Raw genomic sequence first — 20322 nt, 5'->3', positions numbered from 1 at the left:
GACTTATCAAATAGTCGCTATAAATATCAAGAAGATCCAGTTTCATTTTTTGTCCTTAAAAACTTACGAACGAAAAATATGATTATTTCAAGCAAAAATCAACTATTGCTGCGTAACATCAGTAAATTATTTGAAGCTTGGGTAAAAAGTTATGGAATTAGAACCTGGGCAAATTGGATAATGCTGCATTTCATAGATCACAAAGAACGAAAGAGTTGATCGAATTTGTAGGTTCTTAACTACTCTTTTTACCGCCATACTCACCCGATTGGAATCCAATAGAGAAATTTTGGGCTAATATAAAAAGATGGGTTAAGAACCAAATTAACCAGGTTAATAAACTTTACGAAGCTATTTCCGCATTTTTTCAAATTCCATTTTCACGCTAAATTACCATACAACGCGGTTTAATGGCCCTATATTTCAAGACATCAAAACATTTAAAAGCGTGTCTAGTCAACTACCATAACACACATTACAACGTAAAGCTCTTAACAGAATCTCAGGTGTCGTGTATTTAAAACGGGTAAGGAGCTCGAAAAACGCACATTAGAGCAAAAAACCCAGAAAAAATTAGCGTCTACTGCTTACGCAGAAGGCAGCAGGTCTAATAGAACGCGCTTATCTCTTCGTCTTACGGGGATTCAGAAAAAATAACCACTATAGACAAAAAGGAGAAATAAGATACAATAAAAAAATTGACTCTTTACAGTGTGCTTATGCAAGTCGTTACCCGTTTTGCGCCTTCACCCACAGGCTGGCTTCATTTGGGATCTGCTCGTACTGCTTTGTTTAATTATCTGTACGCACGCAAACATTCTGGAACATTTTTTTTGCGTATTGAAGATACGGATTTGCTTCGATCTACTCCTGAAGCGGTTCAGCAAATTTTTGATGCTTTACGGTGGCTTCGTTTAGATTGGGACGAGCCAGTAGTTTTTCAATCAAAACGTCAACAGCGTCATAAAGAAGTGGGTCAAAGTCTTTTTGAAAAAGGAATGGCGTATTGGTGTCACTGCTCTCAAGATCGCCTTCAGGCTCTTAGAGAAATAGAAAAATCTCAAGGACGAGTAATTGGTTATGATCGACATTGTCGCGATCTAAATCTTTCTGAAGAACCCGGAGTTTCTACTTTACGACTCAAAGCACCGCTAACAGGAAGTGTGCATCTTTTTGATCATTTAAAGGGGGAATTATCATTAAAATGTGACGCATTAGATGACATGATATTGTTGCGCAGCGATGGTTCACCAACTTACATGTTAGCCGTTGTTGTAGATGATCACGATATGAAAATTACCCATATCATCCGTGGAGATGATCACTTAACGAATGCATTTCGGCAAGCAAACTTGTATCATGCTTTGGGATGGAATTTACCAGAAATGACCCACATTCCTCTGATTTATGGTATAGATGGAGCGAAACTATCAAAGCGTCACGGAGCAGTTGATGTTCAACATTACAAAAGTGAGGGATTTTTACCAGAAGCAGTCGAGAGTGTTTTGTTGCGTTTAGGATGGGCCCATGGAAATGAAGAAAAAATTTCTAGAACAAACGCACTAAAATGGTTTGATTTTTCAGGTTTATCCCCTTCTCCTGGAAGGTTTGATGAAGAAAAATTGATAGATCTTAACAAGTTTTATATTTGTCATTATGATCTGGAAAATTTATGGAATATCTTAGAAATGAAAGGAGATAAAATTCGAGGCTTTAAAGTTCTTTCAGAATTGCAAAAACGTGCAAAAACGTTGATAGATTTAAAAGAACATTTAAATCTTTATGTGCATGAGGAGATTCCAAAAATTTCTTGTGAGATGCTCAGGAACATCCTTCCAAAACATTGTGAATTGTTAAAAAATTTTGCCGATTCATTTCCTGAGAACTTCGGAGAAGTGGAGAGTTTTGTAAAAAATTTTGTTGAGCAGAAAGCAATTAAACTTTCAGAATTTGGAAAAAGTCTTCGGGTGATGCTTTTGGGGAAAACTTCTTCAGTTGGGCTTTATCATATGTTAGAAGTTTTAGGCCCACTTTGGATTCAAAAACGTATCTATTCTGCTTTGAAAGATAGAGTTGAGTGCCTTAGTTCTCTTTCATATAAAGCTGACGAGGAATGAATATTTAAAATAGTATTGATTTCGGACGGATGAAAATTAAGTCATAGTGTGGTACATAAATAGCCCAACTTCAGAAAGATCAGTTTTGGAAAAATGCTATATATCAATAGTTTTTTCTGAATCGACGAGATAAACGAAATCTTAGTAGCAAGGGTATGCAAGCATTTTTTGAGAATGAGTGTGACCCAAATTTAATACTATAGTAATTTATTTTGAAAACGGGACAAGGAGATAGTATTTTTAAGAGAAAATGACAAAGAAACACTACAGCTTAAATCTAAGGGAGAAAGTAATAGAATATATTAAGCTTGGTAACACTCAAAACACGACATTCAAGAAATAGCTTAAATAGGTGGTGATCAGGTTACCAAGAAGCAGGCCACGCTTAGGCAGCAAGAGCAAAATAGACTCAGAGAAGCTAAGGATTTATGTCAAAGTCCAATGAAGATAAAAAATGAGCAGAAGATAACAAAACTATTTAATGCTAATATGTGTTTTCTGTGTATCGACGCTTAAAGAAGCTAGACTTTAGCTATAAAAAAACTAATAAAAGGCATACCATCAAAAAATCTTATATATATTGATGAAAGCAGTATTGAGATGACCATTTGTGAAGAACAGATGATAGGGCAGAAAGGGGAAAAAGCTTGCTGCTAAAAAGAGCGGTAACTGTTAGCAGCGGACAAATATGGCATTTAATGGCTGTTGTCATACAAAATTATTTGAAGCTTGGGTAAAAAAGTTATAGAATCAGAACCTGGGAAAATTGTAATAATGGATAAAGCTGCATTTCATAGATCACAAAGAACGAAAGAGTTGATCAAATCTATAGGTTGTATGGGTTAAGAACCAAATTAATCAGTTTGATAAACTTTACGAGGCTATTTCAGCATTTTTTTAAATCCCATTTTCATTCTAAATTACTATATTCTTTAAAAAATAAAGCTAAAATAGAAGAAATAAGTCATTTCGGATATAAACGTTTTGCTTTAATTCATAAATTTTTATATATTTTACACGAATTTCTCTAGAAAGTTCTATTTACGCGGTAAGTCTATTCAGCTGATCGTTGTAAAATTTTTCCCCTGTACAGCGTAAAAACGTATAGTGAAAACAGTTGAATTGCAATTCGAGATATGCTATATTTCATCTAAAAGGATAGATAATGTCCACGAGTCCATATAGTATAGATTTAAGAGAAAAGGTTATAAATTTTATTAAAGCAGGTAACAGTCAAAAAGAAGCATCGAGAGTTTTTGGAATAAACAAAATGACAATCAACAGATGGCATTTACGTTACAAAAGTGAAGGACATTTTCACCCAAAGATACGTTTGGGGGCAAAGCCAACTATAGAAAAAGAGTCTTTTATTCAATATGTAACTAATCATCCAGATGCTAGATCAGAAGATATTGCTCGTGAATTTGGCATAAGTGCCAGTGGGGCACGTTATTGGTTAAGGCGCGTAGGCTTTAGTTATAAAAAAAAGCCTTCACCTATGTGGAAGCAAGTAAAGAAAAACGAAATACACACCAAGAAGCGATAAAAATATATCAGCTGAAAGCCTTGTGTGCATTAGCGAAAGCGGGATCGAGATAACCATTTGCAAAAATAGAAAATGAGGCAAAAAAAGTGAAAAACTTGTTGGTAAAAAGAGCGATAAATTACGAAAAAACTCATACTGTAGAGAGTTTAATAAATAATAAAGCGATTGCTCGCTTTGATGATTTTTAACGGTTCCTGTAACACACAATTATTCGAAGCTTGGGTAAAGCAATTTTTGATAAAAGAATTAAAACCCGTACAGATTGTAATCACGGATAATGCTTCATTTCATAACTCTCAAAGAACCAAAGAATTACTTGAATCTGCCGGTTGTAAGGTTGTTTTTTTACCACCTTATTCACCTGATTTAAATATAATCGAGAAATTTTGGGCACATATGGAGCGATGATTAGGCAGAAAATTGAGCTCTTCCAGGGCTTATGTCAGTCAATTAGTGCTTTTTTATTTTATCATAATTTAACTGCTTTTACTATATGCTTCACATTTTTTAGCAGCTTGTTTTTGACATAATGTTCTAGCTTTTGTCAATCAATCTTTTTTACCGACCCACCTCTTTTTTTGGAAAATCATTTTCTTTTTGCTTGTAGTTCCTATCCTTCTCACCCATCTCTGATACACTAACTTTAAATAATTTTGGAGAGTTTTTATCTAAAGATAGATAGCAGTGTTTTTTGATAGTGATTAAAGATTTCTGGTGTCGTAAGCGCACACCAAAGCTTGATTGATCCGTATACCATAAATTCCTTCTTGGAAACGACTTTAGTAGGTCTCGTCATGCGTCCTAGGTGATGTCTTGTATTACTATGATCTTGCTCTATACAGTGCCTGATTTTCCAATACTATGGCGATTTTTTGGTAGAGACTTTAGAGAAAGCATCCCAGTCATCAGTATAAAATGTGCAATTTTTCAGATGTTTGTGTTTGACTTTTTCGTAAAGTCGTGTGAATGTTGCAGCATCACGATTCCCTGTAACCCAGGCAACAGTTCTGCGTGTGCTACGATCAACGGCTTTGATAATCCAGAGTTTTTGACTTCTTTTTTTGAAAAAAATGCCACATTTCATCAAATTTCACTGTTTGAATGTGACCTGAAACCGAAGATCCTTGTATTTTTTCCATCTCTTTCACCACCCACTCTGTATATAATAGAAGAAGAATGTCCAAGAATTTTACCCATCATGTTAAAAGATGCCTTAGCTAAAGAGTATAAAATGACGTATAAGGCTTTTTTGACAGCCGTTTTCCCTTTTGCCCCTCTTGTCACCTTCAACAAAGTTATAACTTCATTCCTTCACTTATAGCTCTGAACCTTGCGTACTATACCGTTCCTTATGCAGTTTTCGGAATTACACTTCTTGAATGCATTGCTTATGACCTTAATACGACACTATAGTCGTATTTTGATATAAAATTATCTAAACGTCAAAACTCTCAAATTGAGGTTTGTAAAGATAAGTATGATTTTCAGAAAAAAGATTCTAAGCTCATATGGCCATATAGCCGCAAAAGTCTATCTTCGATCATTGAGTGTTGTGTTTTATTCTTATCCGCAAACCTCAGATTAATTTACTATAGTTATCTCGTAAAAAAATGCTCATTAGACTGACATGACGGAAGCACCTCCTTTCCTATGTCCGTTAAGATACGTCCTCTGGGGGTTCGTTGAATAAGAGCTTTTTGCAAAAGATAAGGCTCTACGACATCTTCTAACGTGTCTTTTGTTTCATTTAACGTTGCTGACAATGTTTCAATTCCTGTTGGTCCTGAGTGAAATAGATAACCTAGTGCAAATAAATAACGCTGATCTAAGCTATCCAATCCTAATGCATTAATTCCTAGAGCATTTAATGCGTTTAACACCAACGGTTCATCAATCAGAGAAACACTCCAAGCGTCTGCAAAATCTCGAATGCGACGCAATAATCGCAGACCAATTCGAGGGGTTTCTCGTGAACGCAACGCGATAGCATGCCTTGCTTCTTTTGTTAACTGCATATTTAATGTTTGCTCTCCTTGAAAAATAATAGCTTGCATTTCAGATACTGTATAAAATCCTAATGACAAGGTAATACCAAAACGATCCTTCAAAGGAGAACTCAACATCCCAATACGCGTTGTTGCTCCAATCAGAGTAAAAGGTTCTAGAGAAAGACGCATAGATTGCGCATGAGGCCCTTCTCCTAAAATAATATCCAACCTTCGATCTTCCATGGCGCTATAAAGAGACTCTTCTATTGTAATGGGAAGACGATGAATCTCATCAATAAACAACACATCATGCTTTTGTAACCCTGTTAATAATGCAGCTAAATCTCCCGTTTTTGTTAGCACAGGGGCTGAAGTTATTTTAAGTTGACTTTCACAATCTTTGGCAATTAAATGTGCCAATGTAGTTTTTCCAAGCCCTGGTGGACCGTGCAGCAAAACATGATCTAGAGATTCTTTTCTATGTTTTGCCGCTTTTAAAAAAATTTTTAAATTTTTAACGCACTGAATTTGCCCAATGAATCCCGAAAAAGAATTCGGTCTTAATGAGAGATCTAAAGGCTGTTGTTGAGGATCTAATGGAATATCTTTCATGACGATTTTCCTTGATAAAATTGACTATTAACATAATATTCTGCAATCAATCTCCAGACTGCAACAACGATGGCAGTTAATGGAGTAGAAAGTAAAATTCCTAAAAATCCCATGCTGTGTCCTAAAGCAAAAATAGCTAATAAGACAACAATAGGGGGTACGCCAATTCTTTTTCCAATCAAAAAAGGCGTTAAAAACAACGCTTCTAATCCGTATCCTACAAAAAAAATAACACTCAAAATTTTAAAACTAACCGGAATAGAAGTTAAAAGCGCAATCAAAAATGATACGCATATTCCCAAAAATATACTCAAATAGGGGATAAACGCAAAAACTCCCATTAAAATTCCGATCAACCACCCAAATCTTAGACCGGAATATTTAAGAGAAATTCCATAATATCCACACAAACTCATACACACCAATGCTTGTCCTCTTAAATATGCAGAAAAAGTTAAATGGATACTTTGGCTTCCTTTTAACACAGAGGCTCGATACGGCATTGGGATAAGTTTGATTAAATTTTCCATAAAAAAGGCCCAATCTTTCATAATATAAAAGCTCAAAAACGGTGCCATAGCGATAATTGTTAAAAATTTTGCTACATTCCATCCTCTTTGAAACACGTAAAATACGATTTCTCTTAATTTTTCGGTTGTAATAGAAAGAGCATTCTCCAAAGTGCATTTTACCCAATACTCATTTTGTTGAGGAATGTGCATTTTTTTTAACACAAGGGAAACCATATTTAAAATTTCTTCTTTCCCCACAGAAAGGTTTTGAAATAAAAAAATTAAGAGATGCTTTATAGAAGGAATTAATACTATACATCCTGTTCCTAAAATACAATAGGTCAAAAGAGTAATACAAAACGCGCTTACACCAGCTGATATATTGTAATGTTGCGCTTTAAAGATAACAGGTCGCCAAAGGTATGCCCATACAAATCCCACGATAAATGGAATTAACGCGCCAAAACTCCAGTACACACACGCACAGATTCCCCCCAAAAAACACAAGATTAGAACCTGTTTTTCAAATTTTTTCACAGTAAAATTCCCTAGATTTCACGATATATGTGACTAAGGCCACACTCATCAATAATGTTACCGTCCAAAGACACAGATCATACCCGATGTGATACCAGGGATAAAGGATCCGACTTGTAGATAGCAAAATTAAAATACACTGAGCCAACATAGCTATTTTTCCCCATCGAACAGCATTCAATGGTAAACGTTTATACCATCGCAGCCCGTATATGCTTCCAAAAATTAATATTATTTCCTTGATCAAAGCTAAATAAAAAAACCATGCGGGTAAGACTTCGTGCTTTGTAAGTCCAAATAACACACTGATAATCATTACTTTATCTGCTAAAGGATCTAATACACTTCCCAATTTTGAGGTTAGCTGATAAGACCTTGCCCACCATCCGTCTAAAACATCAGTAAGCATGATGCACAACAAAGCGATCATTAGCGTCCAATCTAAAGTATTGCGTAAACGCATTCCCACCCAAAATCCCATAAAACATCGAGCACCTGTTAAAACATTAGGCCCCCAAGATTTTCTTAAAATTTTTCTTAACACTGCTATAAGTACTGGGTCTTAGCTTTAATGATACGAGAATTTAGAAAAAAAATAAATCTTTTTAAGATCATTTGGGTTCTGTGTTTTATCCTGGTAATAGAATATAGTAAATTAAGTTGAAATTTAAGAAGATAAGCATTATTTCTAAAAGGAGATTTTAATACATATAGTAGAGAATCTTTACCTTTGATTAACTGAGTGGCGTGTTTTAAGCATTCACAAATCTCAATTTAATTTACTATACAATATACAGCCACGCTTTTACTTAAAAAAAATTTGCTTACCTGTGTAGTCAAAGAGAGAGGAGGGGGCTAAACAGCCTTTTGAGAGCTTAAAAAACTTTAGATTTCTTGAAAAAAAATATAGCATTAAGTGTTTCATTATGTGTGTGTTAAAAAAAGCAGTGTGCTTTTTGATTTCAAAGTTGTAACACTATTATTATCAAAAACCCCATCGTCTTGTGCTTTAAGTGTTATAAATTTTAATTACCCCCCATTCAACACGATGAACATATTCAAAACCATATACTTTTAGGACGATTTTGAATGCCTGTCAAAATGCTCCACACATGCTGCTGAGTATACTGAGCTAATTCTTCTAAGGGTAATCCTTCTCCCCACAACGTAACAGGATCTCCGACTTTGGCAGAACTCATCGCTCGCAAATCAATGGTTAGCATATCCATAGAAATACGTCCAGCAATTTCACATAAAACATTGTTTACCAAAACAGGTGCACCGTCACGAACAGTAATGGGATAACCATCTCCATATCCTACAGCAACCACTCCAATAGGAATTGAATGCTTACATACGTATCTTCCACCATATCCCAAAGTTTGCTTTGCCTTTCCCATAAACACTCGGATGAGTTTGCTTTTCAAAGACATAACGGGTTTTAATCCAAAAAAATCAGCGCTGTATTCAGGAAATGGACTGCATCCATATAAAACTAATCCAGGACGTAGAACGTCGCTTATGGTTCTGTCCTCGGAGATCAAGATAGCAGAAGAGTTTTCTAAACTTTTTATTACGCTTTTTTGTGACACAAATTCGGAAAAAGCTTGATATTGAAGCGTATTCAAAGGATGTCCTAAAATATCTGCACAGGCAAAATGTGACATGATCCCCAGAGGTTTTTCGATAGCATTATGTTGAAGCATCTCTTTGTATACCAATTCGGCTTGTAGAAGATCAAATCCAAGTCTTCCCATTCCCGTATCAATTTTTAACCAGGCTTTTAAAGGAACAGGAGCCTGCTGAAACCACTGCCACTGCTCTAAAGACTGAAAGACTACTGAAATATTGTGTTGATGTATTAAAGAAAACTCAGAAGCACAAAATACGCCTTCTATTAAAACAATTGAAGTTTTAATTCCAGCATCACGAAGAGCCAAGGCTTCATCAATACTGGCAACTCCGAAATACTCTACGTGATCATCTAAAATACGCGCAACACCTCGTATTCCGTGACCGTACGCATTAGCTTTGACCATAGCCATTACTTTGCATACAGGGTGCCGCGCACGAACAACGGACAAATTATGTAATAAATTTTGACTAGAGAGAATAATTTGCGTTGGGCGAGCCATTGAAAAAGTTTTATGTTTTTTTTATTAATTATAAGCGAACTTCTTGTATGTATTCAAGGTGCAGTGTGTCATATAAAATCACACTTATGAATATTTCTTAACCCGTGCTCACGAAAACATAATCAAAATACACCTAATATTAAGAACTTTTTTAGCCTTAAGCCAGAATAATTTAAGTTGAATTAGATGTAATTTTTTTGTGATAGTGAAAGAAAAATGATAAAAAATTACATTAACGATTTAAGACAACCTGTGATAGAGCGCGTAGATTCAGGTATCACGTAGGAGAGTAATTATTTTCTCAAGAAGCGTGGTGGGTCAGAAAGAAAGACAATGTTTAGAAAAGCTAAAAAATTAGGTCAAAAAAAATAAAGATATGAGCTTTAAATAAGCTACAGAAAAATTTTGAGTGAGTATATCGCTAAAATAGTGTAAAAAAAGTTATGTCATGTTAAATGAATATTAAAGATTTTATCGATAAAACAATAAATATTGTATTGATTTAAACCTGTGAGTAACCTATGGTGATTAAAGCACTGCCAGCTAACGCTCCGCATTACTTCTTCTTTTCGCTCCCTAATTGTGTGCTTGTATAGCTTCTCTTACTTTGTATAGCAATACATCCATGAGTTTTTGGCATATCGTAAATTGAAGTTAAGCGTTATGAACAAATAACGTATTTAAAAAAATATTAGTCTTATATAGTCAAAATTTTCGAAAAAAGTCATAGAGATAAAGGAAATTATCACCATAGCATCTTGAGTTTAGCAAAAAAAATCTCGATTAAGTGACGGAAAAAGATATTTATCATAATTTGAAGACACCAAACAGTTCTTTTTAGGTGGAATCACCGCACTTTTCTTTAAGTTTTAGCCGACCCCTTTCATCGGCATCGTACGCTTTATCAAAAAGCACCGTATCAGCCTTCACAAAGCAATCCATCAAAGCATCATCCCCCTTCAAATCATGGTCCTGACCTTGTGTAAGATGAAAAGCGACAGGATTTCAAAAACTTTTTCCATACGCCTTTTTGGCTTTAACGGGTAAAGCGAGTGTGGATGGATTTAAAATCTCCAAATCTCTCCGAAAAAATTAAGCCAAGGAATTTCCTCACGGTAACGGTATAAAATAACTTCAACAAACAGGCGATTGTCCTTGGCTGTCCCATCCACTGATCATCCCACAACGCACGATATCTCATTTAAACACATATTTTCTTTGAATTCTTATTAAATTCTCAAAAAACATCGAAAAAAGTCAACTTAATTCAGGACGGTCCCTATACTACAAAAAGATTTGAAATTTGGGTAGAAAAATTTTTGATTAAAGACCTTAAAACTGAATATGGATGATGAATAGCGCTGCATTCCATAAATCCATTAAGGATTTAGAAACTTTCTTTTGTTCAAAATTTTTCACTCAATTTAAACTTAATTTATTATGGTGTGGTCAAATTAAAAAAATATCAGAATGAAAGTTCAAAAAAAAATTAGTCAATTCAATTAGATTAATCTAAATGAAGGATTTTTTAATATTATTTCAAAAAGTACTGTAAAATATCTTGAGTGTGGTGGATGGGATACGTAGTTAAAGACGTTGATACTGAAGAAGGAGCCATAAATACCGAAGTTAATCCTAATTGCTCAGCCTCTTTCAGGCGTTGTGTGCTATAAGGTACTGGCCTTACTTCTCCTGTTAATCCTATTTCTCCAAAAGCGATAGCTCCTTGAGGAACGGGTTTCTTTTTTAAGCAAGAAAGCAATGCAAGCGCAACACACAAATCTGCAGCAGGCTCATTAATTCGAATTCCTCCTAAAACTGTCAAAAAAACATCTTTATTCGAAAATTGAATTTGGCATCGTGCTTCTAAAACTGCTAAAATCATAGACAATCGATTATGATCCCACCCTACAACAGATCGCCTTGGACTTGGTAAAAATGAAGAAACAGATAGCGCTTGAATTTCTAACAACAGCGGACGAGACCCCTCCATTCCAGAAAAAATGCAAGATCCTGGAATCAAATGAGATTTTTGACTTAAGAATAAACGGGAAGGATGCGTAACTTCTTCTAATCCTTTTGCATTCATATCAAACACGCCAATTTCTTGCGTAGGACCAAAACGATTTTTTACAGTACGTAATAATCGGTAAGGGTGAGTTTTTTCTCCTTCAAAATAAAGCACTGTATCGACCATATGTTCTAAAACTTTAGGTCCTGCAATCATTCCATCTTTTGTAATATGTCCCACCACCATGATAGAAAGACCTGTGTGTTTGGCCAGCGTGATTAAAAGTTGCATACAATGACGGATTTGCGTCAATGTACCTGCGGTAGAAGACACCTCTGAAGATACTAAAGTTTGAATAGAATCGATGATGATATAGCCTTTTACTCCCTGATCTGTGGAAGTTAATAACGATGAAATATTCGATAAAACTCCATCCAAATCGTGAGTTGCAATAAGATGGATAGGAGCATTTTGAATATTCATACGATGTGCTCGAAATCGTATTTGAGCAGCAGACTCTTCTCCAGACACATAAATGACAGGGATACGTTCGGATAAAGCTGCGGCAACTTTCAGCAAAAGTGTAGATTTTCCTATTCCAGGATCTCCGGCTAACAATGTGACGGACCCGGCTACAATTCCTTCTCCGCAAGTACGATCAAATTCTTTAATATGAGTTAAAATTCTAGAAAATTTTGTATCTTCTGATTTTTGAAGAGATTCAACGACAATTTTAGAGTGACAAGATGTTTTATGCAAGGCTTGAGGATCTTGAGCGATCAACGTATTCCATTCCCCGCAATCACATTTTCCTTTCCATTTTACATGCTGAAGACCACAGCTTTGGCACAAGTAAACAAATTTTTTCATAACTTTTTGTTTTCCTTTTTTCAAAAACCTAAAAAATGAAAAGAAAAAACAATTTTTAAGCCTAAACTTAAAAACTCAACTTTTATATGTTAAAAAAATATTAAAAAAACAAACCATTGCGTTTTTTTATTTTTTATCAAAAACAGAACATTCGTTGAAATAAAACAAAAAGAGGGGCGAATGACCGGTCTCGAACCGGCGACCTCTAGAACCACAACCTAGCGCTCTAACCAACTGAGCTACACTCGCCATGAATTTCAGTCTAACAACTAATGCATCATTCGTCAAGTCAAGGCAACTGCTTCTTAGGATTTTTTTGAAAAAAATCGATCAAAAGTTGCCAAATACCTTATAGACCTAAATTCCTTATGATCAAAATAAATTATGTTCTTCTGCGATCATGTAATTTAAATTTTTTAATAAAGAACTAAACTTACTGTTCTTTACCGGAAGAAACGACGACAAGCGCAGCTCTTAACACTCTATGATGCAAAGTGTATCCTTCCTGCAAGACTTCTATCACGATGCCTCGCTCGTGTTGAGCATCTGGAACCTCTTTGATTGCTTGATGAAGCTCGGGGTTAAATACGTGATGCAAAGGAGTGATTCGAGTAACTCCAAATTTTTCAAAAACATTCTGTAACAGAGAAGAAGTAAGTTGAATTCCCTTGTAAAACGCAGAATTTTCCTCACTCTCTTTTCCACTTAACGCACATTGCAAACTATCTGCAACAACCAACAACTCTTTTGCAAAAGACGAAAGAGTAAACTGTTCTCGATCTTTGCTAGACGTTTCTACACGACGACAACGATTTTCCGCCTCTGCCATAATCAATAGTCTTTCTTTTTCTAAATTTTGAACTTTTTCTTCTAAAATTTTAACTTCTTCTTTTGCACACATCCCGCAAGATTCATCTTTTTCAGTATGAAGATGCTGGGATTCTTTTTCTAAATCTTCTGTCATTTTTTACTCCTTCATGAGTTTTGTCATTTTTTCTATGACGGGAATCACTTTTTGATAATCCATGTAAAATGGGCCAATAGCTCCGATAGCACCTTGCGCGTCTTTACCGGAAAATGGTCTAAACACTAAATTAAATCCTTCAAAAGAAAACGTATCGTGCTCTCTACCGAAAAAAATATAAAAATCTTCTGGCTCTACTGGCAACTGAGATAAAATATGCATTAACGCGTCTTCTTTTTCAAGCCATTGTAATAAAGACTGAAAAGTCGATAATGTTGTGGTTCCTGATAATCCATCGATGAGCTGAGATTGACCTTTAATTAACATATATTGAGAAGAAGTTTGTTTAAGCATCACACTTGCTTCTAAATTTTCCAAACACTCTGATAAATATTCTGGGCTTTCATGATGAAGGACGTATCGACGCACAGCACTTAACGAGCGATCAGTGACGATATGAGGATTTAAGTAACGATGATACGCATACAAATGCTCTGGGGTTACTCGTTTAGGCAGCTGAAGCGCATAAGGAGATACGGTTTCATTTTCAAAAATCAACACAGCCATTGCGCGTTCTGGTGAAATATAAACAAAATCTAAATACTTTAAGTGTGAAGCAGGAATTGATCGAATAAAGACAAATCCCGCGCATCCACACAAAGAAGCGATCGTTTGAATGACGCGATCTGGACAAAATTGAGCTTCCCACGATTCAAAAACAACTTGTAACGCGTCTTCTGTGGACTTAGAAAGACAACTAGTTTTACTTAACCTTTGAACATACAAACGCAACGCATCAGATGTTGGAATGCGCCCTGAAGAGCAATGCTCCGAACTCAAAAATCCTTCTTTTTCTAACTTTGACATCACAGCTCTTAGCGTGGCAGAAGATTTGGTAAATCCCATTCGTTCTGCTACGCGCTTTGAGCTAACTGGGCTCCTAATTTCTAAGTAAATATCAATGACGTGCCATAATATTTCAAAATCTTTTTGCTTAAAGGCGGTCATAATATTCTAAATTGTTCGCTATCCACACTATAGCATTCTAATATACATTGTGATAAAGAACAAGAACTGAAATTTTGGGGTATCTTCCTCTCTTCATTAAAAAAATTTTAACTCTCTCCTTGTTAACTTAAATTTACTATATGCGTTTCCATGAACACTGATTCTGTTTTTCTATCATAAAGAAATGATTATTTTCATCTAAAATTTTAAATTTTGTTTGCAGAATCTAAGTTTTAGTTTGTAATTTTTTCACAGTTTTTTTTCAACGGGACTTGTTTTTTTATTTTAAAAATGGCATCCTGAAAGAGGCCGTGGTAGCTCAGAGGTAGAGCACACCCTTGGTAAGGGTGTGGTCGAGAGTTCGATTCTCTCTCACGGCACAAAAAATTTTGTCTTTTGTTTGGTATAAAAATAAAAAAATTATTTTTTATGTAAGAATAATTTTAATAAAATACTTAAATATATATTTTAAAAATTAATACAGTTAAAATTAAGCGCTATATCCGCAAAAAAACACTCTAGTTGCAAAAAGCACACACTTTTGCGAATTAACATAATTTTTAACTTTTTAAATACTCTTATCACTTTGACTTATCGCATATTTTTCAAAAATCAGCAATATCGTGTTTCAAAGTTTGAGCCTACTTTAGATTTTTAAATTTCGCGATATACATGATCGTCTAAACAATTAATAGGAACCAGATGGGCTTCCTGCGTAACACGCAAAATATTTTGAAGAATATGTTCAACTTTCACTTCTTCAGCTCTTATTTCATCAACTGAAACTCCATATTTTTCTTGTAACACATTCTTTAAATTCTTAATAGGATCTTGGCTCTGCTTAACTTGTTTTAAAGACTCTTTGGATCGATAATTTCCAGGATCAGACATTGAATGCCCCTTAAATCGATGCGCACGCATCTCCAACAAAACGGGACTCTTTTTTTGCCGAACTTCCTCTATACAGCGTTTAAGGCAATCCAAAACTTCAAAAAAGTCATCCCCATGACACACGTATCCAGGAATCCCAAAAGCTTGCCCTCTGCTCCATAAAGACTCCGCATTAGCACACCCGCGCTCTACAGAAGTTCCCATAGAATAATAATTGTTCTCAATAATATATAAAACCGGAAGCCCCCAAAGAGCTGCCATATTCATAGATTCAAAAAATTGCCCCTGATTTGTTGCACCGTCTCCTAAACACGCGATGCATATTCCCTTGTCAGATCTATATTTGTGCGCAAAAGCCAACCCCGCACCTAAAGCAGAAGAAGCCCCAACAATTCCATGTCCTCCATAAAACCCATGCTGAGGAGAAAAAAGATGCATAGAGCCACCTTTTCCTTTCGAAATTCCTCCCTCCATTCCTAGTAACTCTAGCATAACTTCGGAAGGGTCAGCTCCACAAGCTAAAATATGACCATGACACCGATATGCGGTTATTACACTATCTCCAGCATCACGAGTATACTTCAAAGCAACAGGAAGCGCTTCTTGCCCTATGCAAAGATGACAAAAGCCTCTAATTTTTCCTTGAGTGTAAAAGTTCACACAATACTCTTCAAATCTGCGAATAAAAAGCATCTCAAAGAATACCTGAACACTCTGAGAAGAAGAAAAAACACTCTCGTTACTCAAAATTTCATCTGAAAAGTTATTAACATAATTATATTTCATTAAATGTTTACTCTTAAAATTTGCTGGGGTGCTAGGATTCGAACCCAGGAATGGCGGCACCAAAAGCCGCTGCCTTACCGCTTGGCGACACCCCAAAAATCTTTTTTATTGTATCCCGCAATTTTAGAAATTGCAAGCCCCCTTATTGAGTTTTCTGATATCAAATGGCATGAATAATTTTTTAAATGCTGCGCACATCGGTGTACAATTTTTGAAATGGAGCGCTCGTTTTTTCTATACAAAAGCCATTTTTCATTTCAAAAATCGCGATAATTATTAAGGCCCGTCCTGAATTAAGTTGACTTTTTTCGATGTTTTTTGAAAATTTAATAAGAATTCAAAGAAAATATGTGTTAAATGAGATATCGTGCGTTGTGGGATGATCAGTGGAATGGGATAAAGAAAAGTTTGCCTGGAAAACCAGGGGATGGGACAGCCAAGGACAATCGCCTGTTTGTTGAAGTTATTTTATACCGTTACCGTGGGGAAATTCCTTGGCTTAATTTTTTCGGAGAGGTTTGGAGATTTTATCCATCCACACTCGCTTTACCCGTTAAAGCCAAAAGGGCGTATGGAAAAAGTTTTTGAAATCCTGTCGCTTTTCATCTTACACAAGGTCAGGACCATGATTTGATTTGAAGGGGGATGATGCTTTGATGGATTGCTTTGTAAAGACTGATGCAGTGCTTTTCGATAAAGCATACGATGCCGATGAAAGGGGTCGGCTAAAACTTAAAGAAAAGTGCGGTGATTCCACCTAAAAAGAACTGTTTGGTGTCTTCAAATTATGATAAATATCTTTTTCCGTCACTTAATCGAAATTTTTTTTTGCTAACCTTAAGGCAGTACTTCGCCGTTACCACACGCTACGATCAAACGTCTTCAAATTTTCTAGGTTCCGTTCACTTGGCTTCAATTTTCGTTCGACTTAATTGAGGAAAGGCCCTAAGATGATGATCGAAGCTGTAATTTTAGATTGAATTAGATATGTTTTTTCTTATTTATTACTTTACTCAAAAATGATAAAAATGACACTTTTTCTCGTTTTTTTTTAAATATTTAATTCAAAATTTAAATTATTAGGGGACACATTTTACAAACTAAAACGATTCGTTTCTTTTTAAAAAATGACATCAAATTTGGTCGCACTCATCCAAAACAAACGTCTATATGTCTTTGAATTGTCATCACTTTCCGTGTAGCTTACAACATAAGAAATTTTTTTAATTTGTGACTTCATATATTCGTTTTTTTAAAATTAATATTTTGCAAATCAGTTATTTAGGATTCCCCTAGATGAAAATATTTCTGAAAATTGCTAATGATCTAAGTAACATTTTAAATTTGCTAATAAGTTCATAACTACATTGTGCCTGTTGACTTTTTTCTTAAGTAAGAAGAACCTAAATGAATACTGTTTGAAAGGAGTAAACGCCGTATGTCTTGTATTGAAGATAAAGATCCCATTATAGAAGATGACCTTTCTTTTGAGGAAGTAGGATTGAGTCCTGTGAATTTAGGAGATCCAGTTTTTATAAATCCCCTGGAGGTTGAAGATCCTGGAGTTGATTCTTTAGATCTTCATCCCATAGAATCTGATCAAGAGTTACTGACAATTAATACATTAGATACAGATTTGTTAGATCAATTAAAAGATTTAGATGAAGAGGAGGAGCGCGAAGGGGAAAACAGTTTGTGTTATTTGCTTCAAGCGTTACTTGTAAAAAGTAAAGAACAAGGTTTTCTGAGTCAAAAATATTTAAATAAATTGTTTTCTGTTCAAGATCTTACAATTCAAGCAAAAGAACTTATGCTTCAGTTGCTAAAAGATGCGGGAGTGGGAATCACCTTAGAAGACGTGTTATTGTCTGAGCAATTAGAGTTAAGCCCTCTAGAGGAAGCAAAAGAAGATGAAATTGATCTTCCGGGAATGGACGACCCTGTTCGTCTATATCTCAAAGAGATTGGCTCTGTTCCTTTATTGTCACGCACAGGAGAAGTGGCTATCGCCCAACGCATAGAAGCGGGAAGAAATATGGTTGTTTCGGGGTTATGCAGCAGTCCTATTTTGTTTCCGGTGTTGGATCAATGGATTAAAGGTTTGGAAGAAGGCGCGATTACATTACGTTATTTAGTAGATTTAGAACAAAATGTGGATGAAGCTTTAACCGAAGTTTTAAACGAACATTTGGATCCGGAAAAAGAAAAAAAGGATGCTTTGGAAGAAGAGGGAGGAGAAAAAGATGCTCTGTTAGAAGTCGATGCGTTATCCATTTTAAGCAAAAAAACTTCTATTTTAGCAGCACCTCAAGCTTCCTCCTTATCTTATGAGGATTCCAGTACGACACCTTCTCTTGCAAAAAAATTGGATGAAGAAACAGATGATGAAGAAACGGCGATACTTTCGGAATCTGAAGAAAAATTAGATGAAGATGTGTTAATTGAGAAAGATGATTTTTTAGATAACGAAAGTCATTTGCTAGAAGGTACTTTGACTAAATTTCGTTCTGTAAGAGAAAAAATACAAACTGGAATTGAAAATGAAACCGCTCTTAAAGAAATTGTTGAAATTTTTTCAAGTCTTCGTCTACAAACTGGTCGTATAAAAGATTTGACTGCTCTTGTTTTGGATTTACAAAAAACATTATTGAAATGTGACTCTAAAATTTTAAAATTATGCGAAGCTCATGGTATTTCAGTCAAAGATTTTTTAGCCTCGTATACGAGCGATAATCCTTGGCAGTGGTGGAGTAAATTACAAGAAAAAGCGCCATCAGACAAATGGAAAGCTGTTCTTTCTAAAGGAAAGGAAGATATTCAGAAGATTCTTTCAGAAATAGAGGTGATTTCAACAAAATCTGGAGTGCCTCTTGCACGGTTAAGACAAATTATTAAGACTGTGCAAACAGGAGAGCATGACGCAGAGCAAGCCAAAAAAGAAATGATTGAAGCAAATCTTCGCTTAGTTATTTCTATTGCAAAACGATATACCAATCGTGGACTGCAATTTTTAGACTTAATTCAAGAAGGGAATATTGGCCTGATGAAGGCGGTAGATAAATTCGAATATCGTCGTGGGTACAAGTTTTCTACTTATGCAACTTGGTGGATTCGTCAAGCAATTACTCGATCAGTTGCTGATCAGGCGCGCACTATCCGAATTCCAGTGCACATGATCGAGACGATCAATAAAATGCTAAAAATTTCTAGAGCATTTGTGCATGAGACGGGAAGGGAGCCTAGTCCAGAAGATCTTGCAAAACGTATGGGGTATTCTTTAGCAAAAATACAAAAAATTTTAAAAATCTCTAAAGAACCGATCAGTCTTGAAACTCCTGTGGGGGATGAAGAAGATAGCCATATTGGTGATTTTTTAAAAGATGAGACGGCTATTTCTCCTATCAACGCTGCGGTTATGAACGATTTAAGAGATGCTCTATCAGAAGCTTTGTCGCTGTTAACGGCACGAGAAGAAAGGGTGTTGCGTTTAAGGTTTGGTATTGGTGGGAATAGAGAGGAGCGTACGTTAGAAGATGTGGGAAAGAGTTTTGACGTCACACGAGAGCGAATTCGTCAAATTGAGGCTAAAGCATTACGTAAATTGCGCCATCCGAGCCGCTCTAAGTCCTTGATTCATTTTTTAGATGAAGATTAGACAAATGATTGAAATTTTTTTAAAGTAAGCATGCTCAATTTTAGGGGGCATCATTCAGAGTATCGACGTTGTGGTTGTTGATGTAATTATCGTAACAATGACAACGCTCAATTGCCTTTAGACAAATGATTGAAATTTTTTTAAAGTAAGCATGCTCAATTTTAGGGGGCATCATTCAGAGTATCGACGTTGTGGTTGTTGATGTAATTATCGTAACAATGACAACGCTCAATTGCCTTAATAGCGCAAAAAATGTGCGATAAATCAGCTGAGAAGTGGAACGTGCAAAGGGCGTACAAAAATTAAATCAGAAGAAATGTATTGGTTTAGATTTTTTTAAATGATCTTTGTTTTGATAAAAACGCAAAGCTTTAAGGGGATACGGTAATTCTGGGAGAATCTTATAAAAAATTTTTACAGATAAGAATGCTCCTCTTTAAACAAAACAGAAATGTGTTCTTTAAGTGGGGAAGCAGGAGAAGATTCGCTCACGCAATGAGTTTAGGTGAATTTTTAAGAACAGGAGTTTATTATTCAAAATTTTTAGAATTTTAAAATTAAAATAAAATAAATTAAATTGGGATTTTCAATATATGGATCGAAATTCTAATTTTTTAATGGACAATTAATAGTTGCTCAATAAAAAAAAACATATAGACGTGTATCAATTTTAAAAAATCATCTTGCTTC

The 20322-nt window shown here is 35.3% G+C and carries 15 protein-coding genes, 3 tRNA genes and 2 pseudogenes; 8 read left to right on the top strand and 12 right to left on the bottom strand.

What is annotated here, in order from left to right; all coding sequences use genetic code 11:
• The 5 genes from P618_RS08200 to P618_RS03205 form a co-directional block, all read left to right on the top strand.
• On the top strand, window positions 1-219 hold a 219-nt coding region (locus P618_RS08200), incomplete at its 5' end, for a hypothetical protein (protein ID WP_162147071.1).
• 59 nt (window positions 220-278) lie between these two features.
• A complete protein-coding gene (locus P618_RS09290) occupies window positions 279-389 on the top strand; it encodes a hypothetical protein (RefSeq protein WP_420805319.1) in 111 nt (36 codons plus the stop codon).
• A 330-nt stretch (window positions 390-719) separates the two neighbouring features.
• The gene (gene gltX / locus P618_RS03215; RefSeq protein ID WP_021827235.1) at window positions 720-2117 is read left to right on the top strand and encodes a glutamate--tRNA ligase; all 1398 of its coding nucleotides are present in this window, start codon (window positions 720-722) and stop codon (window positions 2115-2117) included.
• Window positions 2118-3282: 1165 nt separating this feature from the next.
• On the top strand, window positions 3283-3663 hold the full coding sequence (locus tag P618_RS03210; RefSeq protein WP_021827236.1) for an IS630 transposase-related protein: 381 nt from the start codon (window positions 3283-3285) through the stop codon (window positions 3661-3663).
• Between the two features lie 177 nt (window positions 3664-3840).
• Window positions 3841-4071, top strand: a complete 231-nt coding sequence (locus P618_RS03205) for a transposase (RefSeq protein ID WP_021827238.1) — start codon at window positions 3841-3843, stop codon at window positions 4069-4071.
• Window positions 4072-4522: 451 nt separating this feature from the next.
• Here P618_RS03205 and P618_RS07325 read toward each other — a convergent pair whose 3' ends face one another.
• The 10 genes and pseudogenes from P618_RS07325 to P618_RS03160 all read right to left on the bottom strand — a co-directional run bounded on the left by P618_RS07325 (window position 4523) and on the right by P618_RS03160 (window position 14300).
• Entirely contained in the window at window positions 4523-4747 is a 225-nt protein-coding gene (locus P618_RS07325) for a hypothetical protein (RefSeq protein WP_156918980.1), read from the bottom strand.
• 511 nt (window positions 4748-5258) lie between these two features.
• A complete protein-coding gene (ruvB, locus tag P618_RS03195) occupies window positions 5259-6263 on the bottom strand; it encodes a Holliday junction branch migration DNA helicase RuvB (protein WP_021827240.1) in 1005 nt (334 codons plus the stop codon).
• A complete protein-coding gene (locus P618_RS03190; RefSeq protein WP_021827241.1) occupies window positions 6260-7312 on the bottom strand; it encodes an AI-2E family transporter in 1053 nt (350 codons plus the stop codon). Before P618_RS03190 ends, ruvB begins: the two co-directional genes overlap by 4 nt.
• Window positions 7299-7856 (bottom strand): CDP-alcohol phosphatidyltransferase family protein, encoded by a 558-nt coding sequence (locus P618_RS06055; protein WP_021827242.1) that lies wholly within the window; start codon window positions 7854-7856, stop codon window positions 7299-7301. Before P618_RS06055 ends, P618_RS03190 begins: the two co-directional genes overlap by 14 nt.
• Before the next feature lie 514 nt (window positions 7857-8370).
• Window positions 8371-9447, bottom strand: coding sequence for an alanine racemase (gene alr, locus P618_RS03180; RefSeq protein WP_021827243.1), 1077 nt, complete (start codon window positions 9445-9447; stop codon window positions 8371-8373).
• A gap of 1039 nt (window positions 9448-10486) precedes the next feature.
• A pseudogene (locus P618_RS08620) lies at window positions 10487-10619 on the bottom strand (IS5/IS1182 family transposase); the annotation flags it as partial.
• Between the two features lie 362 nt (window positions 10620-10981).
• Window positions 10982-12328, bottom strand: coding sequence for a DNA repair protein RadA (gene radA, locus P618_RS03175; RefSeq protein WP_024161144.1), 1347 nt, complete (start codon window positions 12326-12328; stop codon window positions 10982-10984).
• A 175-nt stretch (window positions 12329-12503) separates the two neighbouring features.
• Window positions 12504-12577: transfer RNA gene (locus P618_RS03170), tRNA-His, on the bottom strand.
• A gap of 184 nt (window positions 12578-12761) precedes the next feature.
• Window positions 12762-13292 carry a nucleotide exchange factor GrpE gene (locus P618_RS03165; protein ID WP_021827245.1) on the bottom strand — a complete coding sequence of 177 codons (531 nt, stop codon included), beginning with the start codon at window positions 13290-13292 and terminating at the stop codon, window positions 12762-12764.
• 3 nt (window positions 13293-13295) lie between these two features.
• Window positions 13296-14300, bottom strand: coding sequence for a hypothetical protein (locus P618_RS03160; protein WP_021827246.1), 1005 nt, complete (start codon window positions 14298-14300; stop codon window positions 13296-13298).
• Window positions 14301-14608: 308 nt separating this feature from the next.
• On the opposite strand from P618_RS03160, the gene P618_RS03155 reads away from it, so the two are divergent.
• A tRNA-Thr gene (locus P618_RS03155) sits at window positions 14609-14680 on the top strand.
• A 274-nt stretch (window positions 14681-14954) separates the two neighbouring features.
• On the opposite strand, the gene P618_RS03150 is transcribed toward P618_RS03155, so the two are convergent.
• Entirely contained in the window at window positions 14955-15977 is a 1023-nt protein-coding gene (locus P618_RS03150) for a thiamine pyrophosphate-dependent enzyme (RefSeq protein ID WP_021827247.1), read from the bottom strand.
• Window positions 15978-16000: 23 nt separating this feature from the next.
• Window positions 16001-16072 (bottom strand) — tRNA-Gln (locus P618_RS03145).
• Between the two features lie 262 nt (window positions 16073-16334).
• On the opposite strand from P618_RS03145, the pseudogene P618_RS07315 reads away from it, so the two are divergent.
• Window positions 16335-16913, top strand: a pseudogene (locus P618_RS07315) (transposase family protein).
• 502 nt (window positions 16914-17415) lie between these two features.
• The gene (gene rpoD / locus P618_RS03135; RefSeq protein ID WP_021827249.1) at window positions 17416-19632 is read left to right on the top strand and encodes an RNA polymerase sigma factor RpoD; all 2217 of its coding nucleotides are present in this window, start codon (window positions 17416-17418) and stop codon (window positions 19630-19632) included.
• Window positions 19633-20322 lie beyond the last annotated feature (690 nt).

The organism is Holospora obtusa F1, from assembly GCF_000469665.2.
In the GTDB taxonomy this organism is placed as follows: domain Bacteria; phylum Pseudomonadota; class Alphaproteobacteria; order Holosporales; family Holosporaceae; genus Holospora; species Holospora obtusa.
Note: the sequence above shows the minus strand (reverse complement) of the source record. Positions and strands in the feature narration are given on the sequence as shown.